Genomic DNA, 16,601 nt, shown 5'->3' on the forward strand with positions numbered 1-16,601 from the left:
TTTAAAAAATTGTTGCAATATCAGGTTAAATGTTCATAAACATTTATCCGCAAAATACGGCTTATGACTTCTGATCAGCACAAACTTGGCACTGAGCATTTTTCGCTAGCTTCAATGAGCGCCAATCCATGTACTTTGCATCCAAAACCAGTAAGCGTCCAACCAATGTAGTGCCAAAACCAACTAACAGTTTAATCACTTCTGTAGCCTGAACAGTACCAATCATTCCCACCACTGACGCTAACACACCAGACTCACTACAGGTCATGGGTTGTTCTTCATATCCTTCTGGGTATAAACAGTGGTAGCATGGAGAGTTTGGCTGCCGCGAATCAAATACCGTCACTTGTCCTGACAAACCAATTGCAGCCCCAGAAACAAGTGGTTTTTTGTGACGTACACAGAAACGATTCAGCACATAACGTGTATTAAAATTATCTGTTGCATCAACAATAACATCAGCCTGCAGAATTTCATCCGGTAACTGCGCTTGAGTAAACTTACTTTTAATCGTGAAAATGTGTGTTGTAGGGTTAAGCTGCTTAAGTGCTTTACTTGCTGAAAGCACTTTATCCACACCTATCGAGTCAGAAGTATGCACAATTTGTCGTTGTAAATTTGACAGGTCCACCTGATCAAAATCGACCAGTACTAGTTCACCCACTCCAGCAGCTGCAAGATACATACTTACAGGTGAACCTAATCCTCCAAGCCCAATAATTGCAACACGGCTTTTTGCTAACGCTTCCTGCCCCAGGATATCTACTTCTGGCAGCATAATCTGACGGCTATACCGAAGCAGCTCTTCATCACTTAGCATAGGGTATTTTCCTTCGACAGATTGGCCTCTTCACTGCATCTGAACAGGCAAGTCATTGCTAAACATTGCAGCATAACCATAAAAAGTGAAATACAACAGTTGATGACTTAATAGACACGATTAAATTACCCAAAAAGGGTTTAGCTTAGCACGATGGCCATATTCCCCAAGTAATTCGTTCCTGTCCACCAAAATCGAATGCGGACTGAACATGGGTATAACCCAGTTTAGTTAACAACTGTCGTACCACTTCAGCCTGCTGAAAACCATGCTCAAAGTACAAATACCCGCCCGGCTTCAAGTAGCAAGTACTTAATTGTGCAATATGATTAATAGCCGCCATACCATTTTGTGCAGCAACCAAAGCAGATTTTGGCTCAAAGCGCACATCACCTTGCTGTAAGTGAGGGTCTAAGGCATCAATATACGGAGGGTTACTGACAATAATGTTGTAGCGTGTCGCTTCAGGAATTGCTGAAAACCAGTCACTTTCAAGAAACTGAATATTATTAACACCGACACGCAGCTGATTACGCCTTGCCAGCGCTACCGCCTCAGGCACCACATCCCCCCCCAGTACTTGCCAATGAGGTCGCTCATAGGCAAGCGCCAACGCAATAGCACCTGTACCAGAGCCTAAATCCAACACTTGGTTACTCTGTTCTTTTGCATGATGCTGCAAAATCGTCTCAACCAATAATTCCGTATCAGCGCGAGGGATGAGGGTGGCATTTGATACCTCAAGATCAAATTTCCAAAACCCCCTTTCCCCAAGTAAATGAGCGACAGGCTGTCCCTCTTTACGTGCATCCAACAATGCCAAAAAAGCGGTTTGCTGTTCGCAAGACAGTGTTTTTTCTGGCCAGGTAAAGCAGTAGCTCCGAGGTTGCTTTAATACAAAGCAAAGCAAGTGCTCAATATCAACTTCAGGCTCACTAGAAACTGTTTTCAGATCACCCGCCATCGCTAGGGCTTGCGCAATAGTTAACTCAGTCATCACTCATGGATGCCAGTAGCTCGGCCTGATGCTCATGAAGTAATGGCTGTATTACAGAACCTAAAGAGCCTTCCATTACCTCTGGTAACTTATACAGTGTTAGATTGATACGGTGATCCGTAACCCGGCCTTGTGGATAATTATACGTTCTAATCCGTTCCGAACGATCACCACTACCCACCAGACTCTTACGCTGGTCAGCCACTTCTTTCCGCGCAACTTCTTCAGCAGCAGAATTTAATTTCGCCGCTAACAGTGACATCGCTTTTGCTCTGTTTTTATGCTGAGAACGTTCATCCTGGCATTCAACGACAATCCCTGTGGGTAAGTGCGTTAGACGAATAGCAGAGTCTGTTTTGTTAACGTGCTGTCCACCCGCTCCAGATGCCCGGAAAGTATCGATGCGCAAGTCGGCTTTATTGATTTCTATCTGCTCTATTTCATCAGGCTCAGCCATGATCGCAACAGTACATGCTGAAGTATGAATACGGCCTTGAGACTCAGTTTCAGGCACACGCTGTACACGGTGAGCACCTGACTCAAACTTGAGCATACCGTAAACACCTTCACCCACTACCCGACTGATAATTTCTTTATAACCGCCATGCTCACCCTCATTGGTGCTAACTACTTCCACTTTCCACTTTTGTTGCTCAGCATAACGGCTGTACATACGGAACAAGTCACCGGCAAAGATAGCGGCTTCATCACCACCTGTTCCAGCACGTATTTCTAGGAAAATATTGTGAGAATCATTAGGGTCTTTAGGCAATAATAAAACCTGTAATGCTTGCTCAAGCTCTTCAATAAGCTTTGCTGTTGTCACTAACTCTTCCTGAGCCATTTCTCGCATTTCTGCATCGCCATCTTTGGCTAAAGCTTCAGCTTCTTCGTGATCTTCTTTGGCTTGTTGATACTTTTTAAAGCAGCTGACAACATCCTCTAAATCGGCATATTCTTTAGAGAATTTACGAAATCGCTCCTGGTCGGTAATGACTTCTGCATCACTTAGGAGGGCGGCCAATTCTTCATAGCGCTCGGCCAGGTTTTCTAATTTAGCGTGAATAGAAGGCTTCATGATCCTCAGACTTTCAAGTGTTAATACTTAACAAAAATTACAAGAATTAGCGCAAGGGCTATTGATCTGTTTCAAACAGGTACTGTGCCCAGTTAACCAAATCCATTCTTCCTTCAGCCCCTGCTTTCTTGATTTGCACACTGGGCGCATGCGTTAATTTATTCGTCAGTGCATGTGCAAACTGAGCTAACACTGCCTCCGGATCTGCCCCATTTTTTAATTGACGTTGTGCTTTCTCTAATTCAGTTTCCTTGAGCATATCCGCTTTTTTTCGAATGGCTTTCAGCACATCAATCGCATCAAGCTCTTTGAGCTTGAGCATAAACTCTGCAGCACCCTCTAATACCAGCTTCTCGGCCTCTGATGCGGCTTGCTCACGCTGCCGAACATTCTCATCAATCACTTCACGAAGATCATCAACGGTATATAAATATACATCAGCAAGCTCACTGACTTCGGGTTCAATATCCCGAGGAACGGCTAGATCAACCATAAACATTGGCCGGTGTTTACGCACCTTCAATGCTCGTTCAGTAGCCCCTTTGCCAAGCACAGGCAGCTGGCTGGCTGTTGAAGCAATAACTATATCCACCTTGGGAAGATAATCAGGAATGTCAGCTAAAGCAATTGATTGCGCATTGAACTTATCTGCTAATTTCGCAGCTCGATCTAATGTTCGATTGGCAAAAATAATGGTTTTAACATTGATATCAAACAAATGCCGAGCAACAAGCTCAATGGTTTCTCCAGCGCCAATCAGCAGAACAGATGTTTCTGATAAATCAGCAAAGATTTGCCGAGCGAGTGAAACTGCAGCATAAGCTATTGAAACAGGGTTTTGTCCAATACTGGTTTGAGTTCGTACTTGCTTGGCAACAGAAAAACAAGTCTGAAACAAGCGTCGTAATGCCGGTCCAACAGTTCCTGCTTCTTGTGCCTGCGCATAAGCCGTTTTAATCTGCCCAAGAATTTGCGGTTCTCCCAGCACCATTGAATCCAAACCACAGGCTACCCGGATAAGATGCTGAACTGCCTGTTCTTGTTTATGGCAGTAAATGTAATTGCTCACATCTTCATCATGTAAATGATGATACTCAGAAAGCCAATGGAGTAATACTTTAGGCTCAACTTGGTCTAAAGAGCAGTAAATTTCTGTCCGGTTACAGGTAGAGAGTATGGCGGTTTCTCGAACTCCCATTATTTTCTGGGCAGACAGCAAGGCATCTTGCAGTCGCTCAGGCGTAAACGATACTCGCTCACGCATCGCAATGCTTGCTGTATTATGATTTATTCCCAGTGCCAAAAAACCCATATCACTTCACTAATTATCAGGACCTGTTCACAGCATCAATATACCCCTTACGAAGGGTACAACATCAATTTTTACTGCTAGACAATACCGAACTTAACTTATTCTTAGGCGTAAAGACCGCGAATTTTCCTATGAATAACCTATAACTGCAACCAGCCCGTTAGGATTACAAAATATTGCATCCACATTGAACAGTTTATCAATCAATCAGTCTACACTTGCAGAATACCCCTAAAACTGCCAATGTGAATATGCAAAAAAACATGAGAATGTTTCTTTCTAAGATAAGTCAGAATTTACCCAGTGGTCCATGCGCGAAGTAAGGCATCAGTCTTCAAAGCAATTTTTTCTGGCGAGGCGCTTTTCTGCGCTTGGTAAGTGACTGGCGAACTATCGATTACGTAGGTATTAAACATTGATGACCACACTTCGCAATGGAACACTCTTATTAACAGTTACGCTTTGTGCCACACTTGCAGGTTGTACCGGGCTAAAGCCTTCAGAGGATAAAAAAGCATCACAGCAAACTGAAGCCCCCCCTACAGCCTCTTTCACTCCTGACACTCTATACGCATTGCTATTAGCTGAACTGGCAAATAAGCAGCAGCGCTTTGATATTGGCCTGGGAAATTACCTACGCGAAGCACAAAAAACTAAAGACCCAGGTGTGGCTGAACGTGCCTATCAAATTGCCCAATATATTGGTGCCAAGCAGGCTGCCCTACAAGCAGCCTCTTTATGGAGTGAAACGGATCCAGCCAATACCCGCGCCCTCCAAGCCAAAGCTATTCACTTAAGCTATAACGGTCAGTTTGAAGCAGCCTTGCAGGCAATGCTTGAGTCTCTGGCATTAGATGGTGAAACCCACTTTGACTTTATCGCCCTCAATGCCGCTGAATTACCTAGCTCAGAGCGCACTAAACTCATAGCCATGTTTAACCAGGCACTAGCACAGCATCCTGAAAACACACAACTGCGCTTTGCCAAAGCATTATTGCTTGAACAAAATGAACAGTATCAGCAAAGTCTGGAACTTGTTGACGAAGTACTAGATGACAGTGAGCCTTCCCCCAAAGTCATCAACCTCAAAGGCCGCTTACTCATTCACCTCAAACAGTATGAAGAAGCTGAAAACTACCTGGCAAAAGCCATAAAGAGTCATAAGGAAGATGTACGCCTTCGTCTTCTATACGCACGCACCCTAATACATCAGAAAAAACTAGAAGACGCTCAAACTCAGTTTACTGAACTGCAAAAATTATCACCTAATGACTCCAAAATTATTTTTTCACTTGGTCTGATTACCCTCGAAAATGAAATGTACGAAAAGGCCGCAAGCTATTTCAAGCAGTTGCAAAGTGATAAGCAACTCAGTAATGCTGCTAATTATTATCTAGGTCGGATTGCAGAAGAACAAAAACAGTTTGATAAAGCCATCCAGTTTTACACAAAGGTTGAGCCAAGCCATGAGTTTTCTCAGGCTTACTATCAGCTAGCGTTAATCTTGCTAGAACAAAAGCAAACCAAAGCTATTACTGATTACTTTAATCAGGCCCGTAAAGATTTCCCTAAGCTATCCGCGCAACTTTATATGATTGAGGCTGAAGCCTACAGCAACCAGCGGGCCTACCCAGAAGCCAAGCAAACGCTTGACCAAGCATTACAAACAGAACCCAATCATATTAACCTACGATACGCGAGAGCCATGGTTGCTGAAAAAATGGGCAACCTTGACCTTTTGGAGTCAGATCTTCGCTCAATTATTAAGCTAGACCCCAATAATGCCCTTGCCCTCAATGCGCTTGGTTATACTCTCGCCAATAAAACCAATCGCCTGCAAGAAGCCAAAAAATTAATTGAGCAAGCCTACAGTATTACACCCAATGACCCTGCGGTTATTGATAGCTTGGGTTGGGTAGAGTTTAGACTTGGCAACCATCAACAAGCATTAACCTTGCTTCGCAAAGCGTTTGCAGCCTTTCCAGATCATGAGGTTGCAGCGCATCTCGGTGAAGTGCTCTGGGTATTGGGCAAAAAACAAGAAGCGCTCGATGTTTGGCAAAAAGCCTTGCAAGAAAAGCCAGATAGTGAAATTCTGCAGCGCACAATGCAACGCCTCAATGTCCAAAAACCATAGACCTTAACCAAACAATCTTATGAAGACATTTCGCTTATTTCTTATTGTGACACTGACGTTACTTGCCAGTGGATGTTCTTTATTACAAAGTGTCAAAACAGACTACTGGCCCTTAGATAAAGAAAAACAAGCGCTTAACTTAAGCGAGCGAGAAAAGTTTTGGCTGAAGCACCAGCAACAATTATCGAAAATTGATACCTGGTCATTAGAAGGTAAACTAGGTATTCGTACGCCAAATGACAGCTCTAGTGCTTACTTGGACTGGGAGCAACAAAACCACCTTTATACTATTCGTCTATCTGGACCTTTAGGTCAGGGTGTTGCTGAAATCATGGGCAAACCAGGCTGGGTTGTCATGAATACAGCTGATTCAAGACTATTTACCGCTGACAGCCCAGAACAACTACTCGCTCGTGAGCTTGGCTGGACACTGCCTATTTCTAATATGCAACACTGGATTAAAGGCATTCCTGACCCATCCAGTGATACCCAACCTAATCTGAACGAACAGGGCCTGCTGGCAGAAATCAAACAAAATGGCTGGGAAATTAAGTATTTCGATTATCAGCAGTTTAATAACCTATGGCTGCCTAGAAAGATCAGAGTCAGTAATGACCAGTACAAATTAACGTTCATTATTAGTGAATGGCACATTTAATCGAGACTCATTTGATTTCAGCCTATGCAGCAGTTAACACTCCCCGCACCCGCAAAGCTTAATTTGTTTCTTCATATCTTAGGGCGCAGAGTTGATGGCTACCATCAGCTCCAAACCCTGTTTCAGTTTCTTGATTTAGCTGATGACATCACCATGACAGTGCGTGATGATGGGAAACTCAATTTACTGACACCTTTTGCGGGTTTGGCTGATTGCGATAACTTAGCGATCAAAGCCGCCAAAATACTACAGTTAGCAACCAATACCTCCCTGGGTGCCGATATTTCAATTCACAAATGCTTACCTATGGGTGGTGGTGTTGGGGGAGGCAGCTCTAATGCTGCAACGGTTTTGCATGGCCTGAACATACTTTGGCAAACCCGTCTCTCTAATGAAAAACTTGCCGAACTTGGATTACAGCTTGGGGCTGATGTCCCTGTGTTTGTTCATGGGCAGGCAGCCTGGGCAGAAGGTGTGGGTGAACAACTGACTCCAGTAGTACTGCCAGAACCTTGGTTTATTCTGGTAAAGCCAAACTGCCACATCAGTACAGCCGAAATTTTTCAGCACCCAGATTTGACAAGAGACTCTGATCCTATTACAGTTGCCGCCTACTTGCAGCGGGGTGCTAGAAACGACTGCGAGGCAATCGTTAGAAAGCGTTATCCAGAGGTTGATAAAGTTTTCAAATTGCTTAATAATCTCGCCCCGACAAGATTGACCGGAACAGGTGCTTGTCTATTTGCTGAATTTGCAGATAAAAACAGCGCCGAACGAGCTTTTAAGCAGCTACCGGATGATCTGCAAGCCTTCCTTGCAAGAGGGTGTAACCAGTCAATATTACACAAACACTTGCAAAGCCGGACGAATTCAATATAATTCGCACCCGGTAACACACAAGACACTGGGGTGTCGCCAAGCGGTAAGGCAACGGGTTTTGATCCCGTCATGCGGAGGTTCGAATCCTCCCACCCCAGCCAAATTAAGTTTCACACCACCTATCCCAACCCATCAAAAAATATGACCCAAAAAGGTAATTACCGTGTCTAAAATGATGGTCTTTGCGGGCAATTCAAACCCGGATCTGGTTCAAAAGGTTGTCGATCACTTAAGTATTCCTCTTGGTCGCGCTTACGTCGGTCGTTTCAGTGATGGTGAAATCGCTGTCGAAATTAATGAAAACGTCCGCGGTAAAGATGTTTTTATTATTCAATCCACCTGTGCTCCTACCAATGACAACTTGATGGAAATGGTCGTTATGGCTGATGCCTTACGCCGTTCTTCCGCCAACCGTATTACTGCTGTTGTTCCCTATTTTGGCTATGCTCGCCAGGATAGACGCCCCCGATCTACCCGAGTCCCAATTAGCGCCAAAGTAGTAGCTGATATGATCACTGCAGTAGGTGTTGATCGGCTGTTAACAGTTGATTTACATGCAGATCAGATTCAAGGCTTCTTTGATATTCCTGTAGACAATATCTATGGCTCCCCCATCATGCTGGATGATATTTCTCAGCAACGTATTGAGGACCTTATTATTGTCTCTCCTGATATTGGTGGTGTGGTCCGCGCTCGTGCAATCGCCAAAAAACTCAACACAGATCTAGCTATCATTGATAAGCGAAGACCAGCTGCCAATCAGGCTGAAGTCATGAACATTATTGGTGATGTTGAAGGGCGTACCTGTATTCTGGTTGATGACATGGTTGATACTGCAGGCACTCTTTGCCAGGCAGCACGCGTATTGAAAGAAAAAGGCGCTTCCAGAATCCTGGCTTACTGTGTACACCCTGTACTCTCTGGCCGTGCGATGGATAACATTAACTCCTCTCAACTCGATGAGCTGGTTGTCCACAATACCATTCCTCTTTCTTCAGCCGCTAAACAGTGTAGTAAAATCCGTCAGCTGGATATGTCACACCTGATTGCTGAGTCCGTACGCAGAATTAGTAATGAAGAATCAATCAGCGCCCTCTTTCGCTGATTATTAGCTAAAGCTCTATACTTATGGGGGTAAACTACTTACCCCTATACCCCTCAGTTGCCATCAAAATCTTAAAAAATGCGAGCAAAAGCCTAAGAAATAGGTTATTATTCGCGCGCCTTTTTTGTGGCAATTTATTGCTGTGCTCTTGGTCGCGAGATGCCACAGTGGATTTGACCTTATTCAGGAGTTCTTCAATGTCTAACGAATTTTCTTTAACACTGGAAAAGCGTGAAGATGTAGGGAAAGGTGCGAGCCGCCGCCTGCGTCGTGAAACGCAACAAGTTCCAGTTATTATTTATGGTGGCCAAAAAGCACCTGCGCAAGCTTCTGTACCTCAAAAAGATATCGCTAAAGCGCTCGAAAATGAGGCTTTCTACTCTCATATCCTGACTCTAGAGCTTGATGGCCAGCAAGAGCAGGTAATCCTGAAAGACTTACAACGTCACCCTGCTAAAGGTTTCATCATGCATGCAGACTTCTTGCGTGTAAGTGCTAACCAAAAAATCACTACCCACGTACCTTTACACTTCATCAACGAAGATAAGAGCGTTGGCGTAAAAGCCGGTGGTGTTGTTGCTCACTCTGCTGTTGAAGTTGAAGTTCGCTGTCTGCCAGCAAACCTACCAGAGTTTATTGAAGTTGATATGACTGCAGTTGACGTTGGTCAAAGTGTTCACTTATCTGACTTGAAACTACCAGAAGGCGTTGAGCTCGTTGAGCTATCTCATGGTGCAGACCACGATAATACCGTTGCAGTTGTACAGGCTACACGTGCTTCTGCTGATGAAGGCTCTGCTGACGAAGAAACTTCTGCAGAGTAATCTGAGGTTTTGCCAACATGGCTAAAATGATCCCCGAAGCAAACATTCAGTTAGTTGTCGGCCTAGGGAATCCTGGTGCCGAGTATGTTAATACTCGGCACAATGCTGGTGCCATACTTGTTGAAGGGTTAGCCCGTAAGTTCGGTTCAACCCTCCACCCAGAGAAGAAATTCCATGGTGAAGTGGCACAAGTAAAGATTAAAGGGCGAACCCTACATTTACTTATCCCCACAACGTACATGAATCTCAGCGGCAAAGCTGTTCAGGCTTACGCTAACTTTTACAAAATCCCTCCTGAAGCCATTCTTGTTGCCCATGATGAATTAGATTTAGCTCCAGGTATTGCCCGTTTAAAACAGGGTGGTGGTCACGGTGGCCACAATGGCCTGCGAGATATCATTAATAAGCTGGGAAACTGCAAAGACTTTTTTCGCCTGCGCATTGGTATCGGTCATCCAGGTATTAAAGAGCAGGTTGTTGGCTTTGTGTTAAGTCGAGCGCCACGACAAGAGCAGGATTTAATCGATGCTGTCTCGCATGAGGCAATTCACCTGTTACCTGAAGCAATCACTGGCTCTTGGCAATTGGCAGTACAACAGTTGCACCGTTTTAAAGGCTAAACTTACTTTTCAAGTGAAAGGAACACAGACCATGGGTTTTAACTGCGGTATCGTTGGTTTACCTAATGTGGGTAAGTCCACTCTCTTTAATGCTCTGACTAAAGCTGGCATTGGCGCTGAAAACTTTCCTTTCTGCACAATTGAACCTAACGCAGGTGTAGTTCCTATGCCTGACCCTCGCCTAAACGCATTAGCCGAGATAGTAAAGCCAGAGCGTGTAATTCCTACCAGTATGGAGTTTGTTGACATCGCCGGCTTGGTTGAAGGAGCATCCAAAGGCGAAGGGCTTGGTAATCAGTTCCTTGCTAATATCCGTGAAACTGACGCAATTGCTCATGTTGTACGTTGTTTTGAAGATAGCAACGTCATTCATGTAGCTAACAAGGTTGACCCTGCCAGAGATATCGAAGTCATTAATACTGAACTTGCCCTGGCAGACTTAGAAAGTGTTGAACGCCAATTACAACGTCTTGTAAGAGTTGCCAAAAGCGGCGATAAAGAAGCAATAAAACAAAAAGCAATGCTTGAAAAGCTCTTACCTCACTTGAACGAAGGCCTTCCCGTGCGCTCACTCTCCCTCACTGAAGATGAGCATGCTCAAATCAAGCAATTTCACCTGCTCACGACAAAGCCAACCATGTACATTGCCAATGTCAACGAAGATGGCTTTACTGACAACCCATATTTAAAAGTGGTCGAAGAAATTGCTGCTCAAGAAGGCGCAGTGGTTGTTCCTATTTGCAATAAACTTGAAGCGGAAATTGCAGAACTTGAAGATGAAGAGCGTGATGAATTCCTTGCTGACTTGGGCATGGAAGAGCCTGGCTTAGATCGTGTAATCAGAGCAGGCTATCAATTACTCGGCTTACAAACTTATTTTACTGCTGGGGTAAAAGAAGTAAGAGCCTGGACCACAAAAATTGGTGCAACAGCCCCTGAATCTGCGGGTGTTATCCATACAGACTTTCAAAAAGGGTTTATTCGAGCCGAAATTATCAGCTACGATGACTACATTACCCACAATGGTGAACAGGGTGCTAAGGAAGCTGGAAAATGGCGCCTTGAAGGTAAAGACTATATTGTACAAGATGGTGATGTTATCCACTTCCGTTTTAATGTGTAACCTATAACCTTTGCCAAGCATATATAATGCAAGCAAGGGCTACAAACATCGATAGGTTAAAAAGAGCATGACAAGGGGTTGACATTAAACATAAAACCCCTAAAATACGCGCCATCCTTTGGCTACGTAGCTCAGTTGGTTAGAGCATCGCATTCATAATGCGAGGGTCAGTGGTTCAAATCCACTCGTAGCTACCATTTTTTAAAAGACCGACATGTTGTTGGTCTTTTTTTTGCCTGTAAACCTGCACGCCACCATTTACGTTTATTTTGGCGTCAATAAAACTTAGCATTCCTAAATCTACTCTCAGTATCCAACCCACAGAGCAGCCTGCTCTAATCTTGACTTAAATCATTTATATTCAGGAGTATCTTGAAAACCATTTAAAAATTAAACATTACTACTAGAATACCTCCATTTAATCACCAACTCTATCCTTACTTAATAGCAGTAAAAAATGAATAAACTTTCAACGCTAATAATTATATATTTAATTTCTCTTATGTCTGGCTGCGCAATGTACGAAGGAGGTAATATCCCCAGTACATCGCTAGATAAAACCAATATTAATATCAAAAATAAAAAATCACTTTCTTTTACTTCTCTAGCAAAAGGAGGATTTTCAAAACCATCGAAGCAACCAGAATTTGCTCAAAATATTATTAAAGGTGAACTTACAACTGTTCTTGAAAAATCAGGTTATTTTAGCCGTATATCAGCGAATGATCCTGAGGCTGAATTAAAACTTGAGCTAATAATCACTGAAGCAGGTAACCCTGCAGCCCTTATACCAGCATTTATTACTGGTTTAAGCCTATATACAATTCCATCCTGGGCAACATCTAACTATGAAGTAAATGCTATTATTCAGAATAAAGAAGGTCGTCAGAAAAAATATCTTTTGAAGGACTCTGTAACTTTAGTTCAATGGCTACCTATGATATTTGCTTTCCCATCCCATGACTTTTCAGTGGTACCCAAAGTACGTAAGAATATGTATCGTTACCTTTTAAAACAAATAAAAGATGATGGTTTTCTTGATGAGGCCAATCCAGCAATCAGCTTAACGGATTAATATGTCTGAGTCCTATCTTACCTAGACTTTATGCTGGATAGGACTCACCCCAAAATAGCGCTTATAATCCCGGCTAAATTGATTAACACTTTTATAGCCTACTGCAGATGCCGTTTGAGTGACATTTAACTCATCATGACTCAGTAATAGCTGTGCTTTTATAAGACGAAGCCTTTTTAGATATTGTATAGGAGAAGAGCGAGTAACTTGTTTAAAATGATGATGAAATGTTGATAAGCTCATATTTGCCCGACGCGCTAACTGTTCAACGGAAATTTCATCTGCCAGCTCTGAATGCATTTGAGTCAAAACCTGTACAATTCGCGAGTAATGTCCTTGATTTTGAACCAAAGCCTTTAGTGCAGGCCCTTGTGCCCCCTGAAGTGCTTCAAAAATAACGTCCCTTACTCTATTACTTCCCACCACTCTAGCCGCTTGAGGATCATGTAAAGCCCTTAACAGCCTTATAACGGCTTCTTCCATACCAATCGTCATGGCTACAGAGTCCATAGGTTTTGGCAGCTCTGCATTACCCTCTTTCGATTGCGGACCAGCCAATGCTAAAACCAGCTCCGCTAATGTAGCCGCATTAATACTGACAGAAATACCAAACAATGGTGTCTCTTCAGATGCAAAGGTTTCACACTCAAAAGGTAAAGGTAAGGTTTGTACTAAATAATGACCCTCATCGTAACGAATCTCCCTCTCACCTAAATAGCCGATTTTTCGCCCCTGAGCAATAATACACAGACTAGGCTGATACATTAAAGGAACCCTAGGTTGTGGTTTATGACTTGAAAAAATGAACACTTCAGGCAACAGCGTTTCGGAGATTCCATCATGTTTTACCAGCTGGCGAATTAGCGCCAACATCTCAGGACAACCCATATTAAACCTATAAACCTTTACGAATCACTTGACGACTCAGTATGCTGTTAGTAGCTCCCCTGATTCAATCAAAGATAATAAATCTGGAGGAATTGGCAAAAATACCATACTTTTGTTGATGGCAAAAAAAACAAGGACCCTCACAATAAAGCCAAATTGCTTACGGCGACTCCCTCCTTAATCTTAAATAAGGAAATACTCACATGACACTAACGAAAGCCTATGCAGCACAATCCGCAACATCAGGTCTAGCACCTCATAATATTGAGCGACGCGCGCTCAGAGACGATGATGTAGCTATCGAAATAGACTATTGTGGTGTATGCCATACTGATATTCATTTTGCAGAAAATGACTGGGGCATGAGTATTTATCCTGTGGTTCCTGGGCATGAAATTATCGGCCATGTAACTGCTGTAGGTAAAAGTGTAACTCAGTATAAAGAAGGTGATATTGTCGGTGTGGGATGTATGATCGACTCCTGTCGTACATGTTCAGCATGCCATGAAGGTGTAGAACAATTCTGTCAAGAAGGTATGGTCAGCACCTATAATGGACAGGATCGTCATGATCAACATATTACTTTTGGCGGTTACTCTGAAACGATTGTTGTGAGTGAGCGCTTTGTTTTAAATATACCCAATCAACTTGATCCAGCCACTGCAGCACCGATTCTTTGTGCAGGTATAACCACCTACTCACCGCTTAAGCATTATAATATCCAACCAGGCCACAAAGTTGGAATTATAGGTATGGGTGGCCTAGGTCACATGGGCGTAAAATTCGCCAAAGCCATGGGTGCTGAAGTAACTATTTTTACTCGTTCAGCAAGCAAAGTAGCAGAAGCTAAAAAACAAGGTGCAGATCATATTATTATTTCCAGTGATCAAGAGCAGATGTCTTCAGCAACAGAAACTTTTGACTTTTTATTAGATACAATACCTGTCCAACATGACTTAAACCCATACATTAACTGTCTTAAATATGATGGTGTTCATGTCATAGTTGGGCTATTAGAGCCCATTGAACCGGCACTACAAGCCAGTGTGTTAGTCATGAAACGCCGTATACTTACAGGCTCCCTGATTGGTGGAATAGCTGAAACACAAGAGGTATTGGATTTTTGCGCAGAGCATAATATCAACTGTGATGTTGAGATGCTTAGCATTCAAGATATCAATGCTGCTTATAAGCGGATGAAAAAAGGTGATGTAAAATATCGGTTTGTCATCGATATGGCGAGTTTAAAAGATAGCTAAATCCAAATACTATGGGATGCATAAGAAGAATATTCTTGTGCATCCTTTTCTTTTAGCTTTATTTTAGAGAGACGGCAGTTGCAATTTAAGTTCAATTTTGCAGTTTGATCAAAAAATTATTTAACCACTTTAATTTTTAAAGATTTTCTTCATCATTTCGAAAGGCAATAACCAGCTCTTTTTCCATTAAAACAGTTAATACTTCGATATCCGAAATCCCCTCTTTTTCAGAAAGGTACAAATTAACACTAGGATCAGTTATTGCCACATGACTTCTACCCGACGCTAACATTTTAAGCAATGAATATTCATTAGATGACCATTCAATATTTTTAGTGTATTTTTGTATTCTTGAGTCTATTATCTCGGGATAAATATAGGTTTTTACCAATCCAATACTATACACTTCAAATAGCTTATCAATTGAGTTATATTCAACCTGAGTATCCCCCCTTTTCATAACAGCGACTTCAGACCAATCAATAGGTTTTGATCCTACAAAGCCCTCAATTACCTCCTCAGGCCATGCAGGAAAGTAGCCAATATAACCTTTCTTTCGAGCAACCTCTTTAGCCCGTAACCAAGGATAAAACTCAACAACAAGTTTAACGCCTTCTGCATTCAAAATTGCTCTTAATTTTTGGATGGAATTTCCTTGGTGTGTCATAGCATCACCAGAGTATGGTTCCCAATTAAGAGAGGTTATTTTCCAAATGTCTTTAGCTTGTAGTGGCACTGTGATTAGCGTTACTACCAATAAAGTAAGAAAATATTGCTTTACTCATATAAATTACATTTTTCCAGAGTAAGACTTAAAAACTCATATAATACGACACTCCAGAGTTACTAGTTATTTATTTCACTCAACAACTTATTGATACGCTCTATACGCGCTTTATTTTCGTCATCATTTCTCAATGCAACAACCAATTCTTTTTGCATTAAGGTTTTAACTAATTCTATATTCAATATTCCATTTTTATCTGCCAAATAAAGCATTACGTTTGGGTCCGTGATCGCAACATTATTTCTTCCTTTAGATATTTTCTTCAATAATGACATTTCATTTGACGCTCCCTCTACATGGCTAGGATATTTTTTCATCGCCTGGCTAATTTCGTTAGGATATACATAGGATTTAACAATACCAACGTCGTATCTTTCAAATAACTCGTCAATAGAGGAAAACTCAACTGTTGCACCAGTTCGCTTAAGTACTGAAATCTCAGACCAGTCAACAGGCTTTGAGGCAACAAATCCTTCCCCTACTTCCTCAGGCCACGCAGGATAATAACCAATGTAGCCTTTTTTCAAAGCCATCTCTTGAGCACGCTTCCAAGGATAAAACTCTACATTCAGAGTGATACCATCTTTTTTTAAGATATTTCGTAGTTTTTGAATGGAGTTACCCTGATTTGTCATTTCATCACCAGAATAAGGCTCCCAATTCAAGGATGTTATCAGCCAAGTTTCATTACCAACAGCTGAGAAAGATGCAAACATAAAATAAGCCAGCAAAATTTTTTTTAGGAACATTCGATCACCTTTTATATAACAATACTGTAGACAGTTTTTGGCTGAGAGTGGTAGGTTGTACCAAAGATAGAAACTGCGAGAATGCGGTTATCAAAGTCGTATTGTCACAGGAATCTATCTTTGGAAAGCATAGTAAAAACGGTTTTACGCTCAATGTCCAATGTTAATAAGCCTCAACGCACATTTATAGCGGCATTGTTGGCGACACTAATCGTATTTCAAGGCAAGGCAACCTATAGAAATATGAACCGTTACAGCGGTATGAGTGAAAAACGTTTTAGCCGTTGGTA

The 16,601-nt window shown here is 42.3% G+C and carries 16 protein-coding genes and 2 tRNA genes; 11 read left to right on the top strand and 7 right to left on the bottom strand.

Annotated elements, in window-relative coordinates:
• Positions 1 to 61: 61 nt before the first annotated feature.
• The 4 genes from F607_RS0111365 to hemA all read right to left on the bottom strand — a co-directional run bounded on the left by F607_RS0111365 (position 62) and on the right by hemA (position 4,207).
• Positions 62 to 820 (bottom strand): HesA/MoeB/ThiF family protein, encoded by a 759-nt coding sequence (locus F607_RS0111365; protein ID WP_027708186.1) that lies wholly within the window; start codon positions 818 to 820, stop codon positions 62 to 64.
• Between the two features lie 145 nt (positions 821 to 965).
• Positions 966 to 1,817, bottom strand: a complete 852-nt coding sequence (gene prmC, locus F607_RS0111370) for a peptide chain release factor N(5)-glutamine methyltransferase (RefSeq protein WP_027708187.1) — start codon at positions 1,815 to 1,817, stop codon at positions 966 to 968.
• On the bottom strand, positions 1,810 to 2,895 hold the full coding sequence (prfA, locus tag F607_RS0111375; protein WP_027708188.1) for a peptide chain release factor 1: 1,086 nt from the start codon (positions 2,893 to 2,895) through the stop codon (positions 1,810 to 1,812). Before prfA ends, prmC begins: the two co-directional genes overlap by 8 nt.
• A 58-nt stretch (positions 2,896 to 2,953) precedes the next feature.
• Positions 2,954 to 4,207, bottom strand: coding sequence for a glutamyl-tRNA reductase (hemA, locus tag F607_RS0111380; protein ID WP_027708189.1), 1,254 nt, complete (start codon positions 4,205 to 4,207; stop codon positions 2,954 to 2,956).
• Between the two features lie 418 nt (positions 4,208 to 4,625).
• On the opposite strand from hemA, the gene F607_RS0111385 reads away from it, so the two are divergent.
• The 10 genes from F607_RS0111385 (at position 4,626) to F607_RS0111435 (ending at position 12,628) form a co-directional block, all read left to right on the top strand.
• Entirely contained in the window at positions 4,626 to 6,344 is a 1,719-nt protein-coding gene (locus tag F607_RS0111385; RefSeq protein ID WP_038291097.1) for a tetratricopeptide repeat protein, read from the top strand.
• A gap of 19 nt (positions 6,345 to 6,363) precedes the next feature.
• A complete protein-coding gene (lolB, locus tag F607_RS29315) occupies positions 6,364 to 7,002 on the top strand; it encodes a lipoprotein insertase outer membrane protein LolB (protein ID WP_051311350.1) in 639 nt (212 codons plus the stop codon).
• A 24-nt stretch (positions 7,003 to 7,026) separates the two neighbouring features.
• Positions 7,027 to 7,881, top strand: coding sequence for a 4-(cytidine 5'-diphospho)-2-C-methyl-D-erythritol kinase (ispE, locus tag F607_RS0111395; RefSeq protein ID WP_027708191.1), 855 nt, complete (start codon positions 7,027 to 7,029; stop codon positions 7,879 to 7,881).
• Positions 7,882 to 7,907: 26 nt separating this feature from the next.
• A tRNA-Gln gene (locus tag F607_RS0111400) sits at positions 7,908 to 7,982 on the top strand.
• 62 nt (positions 7,983 to 8,044) lie between these two features.
• A complete protein-coding gene (locus tag F607_RS0111405) occupies positions 8,045 to 8,986 on the top strand; it encodes a ribose-phosphate pyrophosphokinase (protein WP_027708192.1) in 942 nt (313 codons plus the stop codon).
• 197 nt (positions 8,987 to 9,183) lie between these two features.
• Complete coding sequence (locus F607_RS0111410; RefSeq protein WP_027708193.1) at positions 9,184 to 9,810, top strand: 50S ribosomal protein L25/general stress protein Ctc; 627 nt, start codon at positions 9,184 to 9,186, stop codon at positions 9,808 to 9,810.
• A 26-nt stretch (positions 9,811 to 9,836) separates the two neighbouring features.
• Entirely contained in the window at positions 9,837 to 10,430 is a 594-nt protein-coding gene (gene pth / locus F607_RS0111415; protein ID WP_027708194.1) for an aminoacyl-tRNA hydrolase, read from the top strand.
• A 31-nt stretch (positions 10,431 to 10,461) separates the two neighbouring features.
• The gene (gene ychF / locus F607_RS0111420; protein ID WP_027708195.1) at positions 10,462 to 11,553 is read left to right on the top strand and encodes a redox-regulated ATPase YchF; all 1,092 of its coding nucleotides are present in this window, start codon (positions 10,462 to 10,464) and stop codon (positions 11,551 to 11,553) included.
• Between the two features lie 120 nt (positions 11,554 to 11,673).
• A tRNA-Met gene (locus F607_RS0111425) sits at positions 11,674 to 11,750 on the top strand.
• 260 nt (positions 11,751 to 12,010) lie between these two features.
• A complete protein-coding gene (locus F607_RS0111435) occupies positions 12,011 to 12,628 on the top strand; it encodes a hypothetical protein (RefSeq protein WP_027708196.1) in 618 nt (205 codons plus the stop codon).
• A gap of 21 nt (positions 12,629 to 12,649) precedes the next feature.
• Here the strand turns inward: F607_RS0111435 and F607_RS0111440 are convergent, their stop codons facing one another.
• Positions 12,650 to 13,516 (bottom strand): AraC family transcriptional regulator, encoded by an 867-nt coding sequence (locus F607_RS0111440; RefSeq protein WP_027708197.1) that lies wholly within the window; start codon positions 13,514 to 13,516, stop codon positions 12,650 to 12,652.
• A gap of 203 nt (positions 13,517 to 13,719) precedes the next feature.
• Here F607_RS0111440 and F607_RS0111445 point away from each other — a divergent pair, with 203 nt between their 5' ends.
• Positions 13,720 to 14,775, top strand: coding sequence for an NAD(P)-dependent alcohol dehydrogenase (locus tag F607_RS0111445; RefSeq protein ID WP_027708198.1), 1,056 nt, complete (start codon positions 13,720 to 13,722; stop codon positions 14,773 to 14,775).
• Between the two features lie 136 nt (positions 14,776 to 14,911).
• Here F607_RS0111445 and F607_RS0111450 read toward each other — a convergent pair whose 3' ends face one another.
• Positions 14,912 to 15,442, bottom strand: a complete 531-nt coding sequence (locus F607_RS0111450) for a type 2 periplasmic-binding domain-containing protein (RefSeq protein ID WP_157365436.1) — start codon at positions 15,440 to 15,442, stop codon at positions 14,912 to 14,914.
• Between the two features lie 179 nt (positions 15,443 to 15,621).
• Complete coding sequence (locus tag F607_RS0111455) at positions 15,622 to 16,311, bottom strand: substrate-binding periplasmic protein (protein WP_027708200.1); 690 nt, start codon at positions 16,309 to 16,311, stop codon at positions 15,622 to 15,624.
• Positions 16,312 to 16,601 lie beyond the last annotated feature (290 nt).

The sequence above is a fragment of the Zooshikella ganghwensis DSM 15267 genome (assembly GCF_000428585.1).
GTDB lineage: Bacteria > Pseudomonadota > Gammaproteobacteria > Pseudomonadales > Zooshikellaceae > Zooshikella > Zooshikella ganghwensis.

Coding starts and splice junctions, on each gene's coding strand:
- F607_RS0111365 (WP_027708186.1), bottom strand. CDS start 820: ATGCTAAGTGATGAAGAGCTGCTTCGGTATAGCCGTCAGATTATGCTG.
- prmC (WP_027708187.1), bottom strand. CDS start 1,817: ATGACTGAGTTAACTATTGCGCAAGCCCTAGCGATGGCGGGTGATCTG.
- prfA (WP_027708188.1), bottom strand. CDS start 2,895: ATGAAGCCTTCTATTCACGCTAAATTAGAAAACCTGGCCGAGCGCTAT.
- hemA (WP_027708189.1), bottom strand. CDS start 4,207: ATGGGTTTTTTGGCACTGGGAATAAATCATAATACAGCAAGCATTGCG.
- F607_RS0111385 (WP_038291097.1), top strand. CDS start 4,626: ATGACCACACTTCGCAATGGAACACTCTTATTAACAGTTACGCTTTGT.
- lolB (WP_051311350.1), top strand. CDS start 6,364: ATGAAGACATTTCGCTTATTTCTTATTGTGACACTGACGTTACTTGCC.
- ispE (WP_027708191.1), top strand. CDS start 7,027: ATGCAGCAGTTAACACTCCCCGCACCCGCAAAGCTTAATTTGTTTCTT.
- F607_RS0111410 (WP_027708193.1), top strand. CDS start 9,184: ATGTCTAACGAATTTTCTTTAACACTGGAAAAGCGTGAAGATGTAGGG.
- pth (WP_027708194.1), top strand. CDS start 9,837: ATGATCCCCGAAGCAAACATTCAGTTAGTTGTCGGCCTAGGGAATCCT.
- ychF (WP_027708195.1), top strand. CDS start 10,462: ATGGGTTTTAACTGCGGTATCGTTGGTTTACCTAATGTGGGTAAGTCC.
- F607_RS0111435 (WP_027708196.1), top strand. CDS start 12,011: ATGAATAAACTTTCAACGCTAATAATTATATATTTAATTTCTCTTATG.
- F607_RS0111440 (WP_027708197.1), bottom strand. CDS start 13,516: ATGGGTTGTCCTGAGATGTTGGCGCTAATTCGCCAGCTGGTAAAACAT.
- F607_RS0111445 (WP_027708198.1), top strand. CDS start 13,720: ATGACACTAACGAAAGCCTATGCAGCACAATCCGCAACATCAGGTCTA.
- F607_RS0111450 (WP_157365436.1), bottom strand. CDS start 15,442: ATGACACACCAAGGAAATTCCATCCAAAAATTAAGAGCAATTTTGAAT.
- F607_RS0111455 (WP_027708200.1), bottom strand. CDS start 16,311: ATGTTCCTAAAAAAAATTTTGCTGGCTTATTTTATGTTTGCATCTTTC.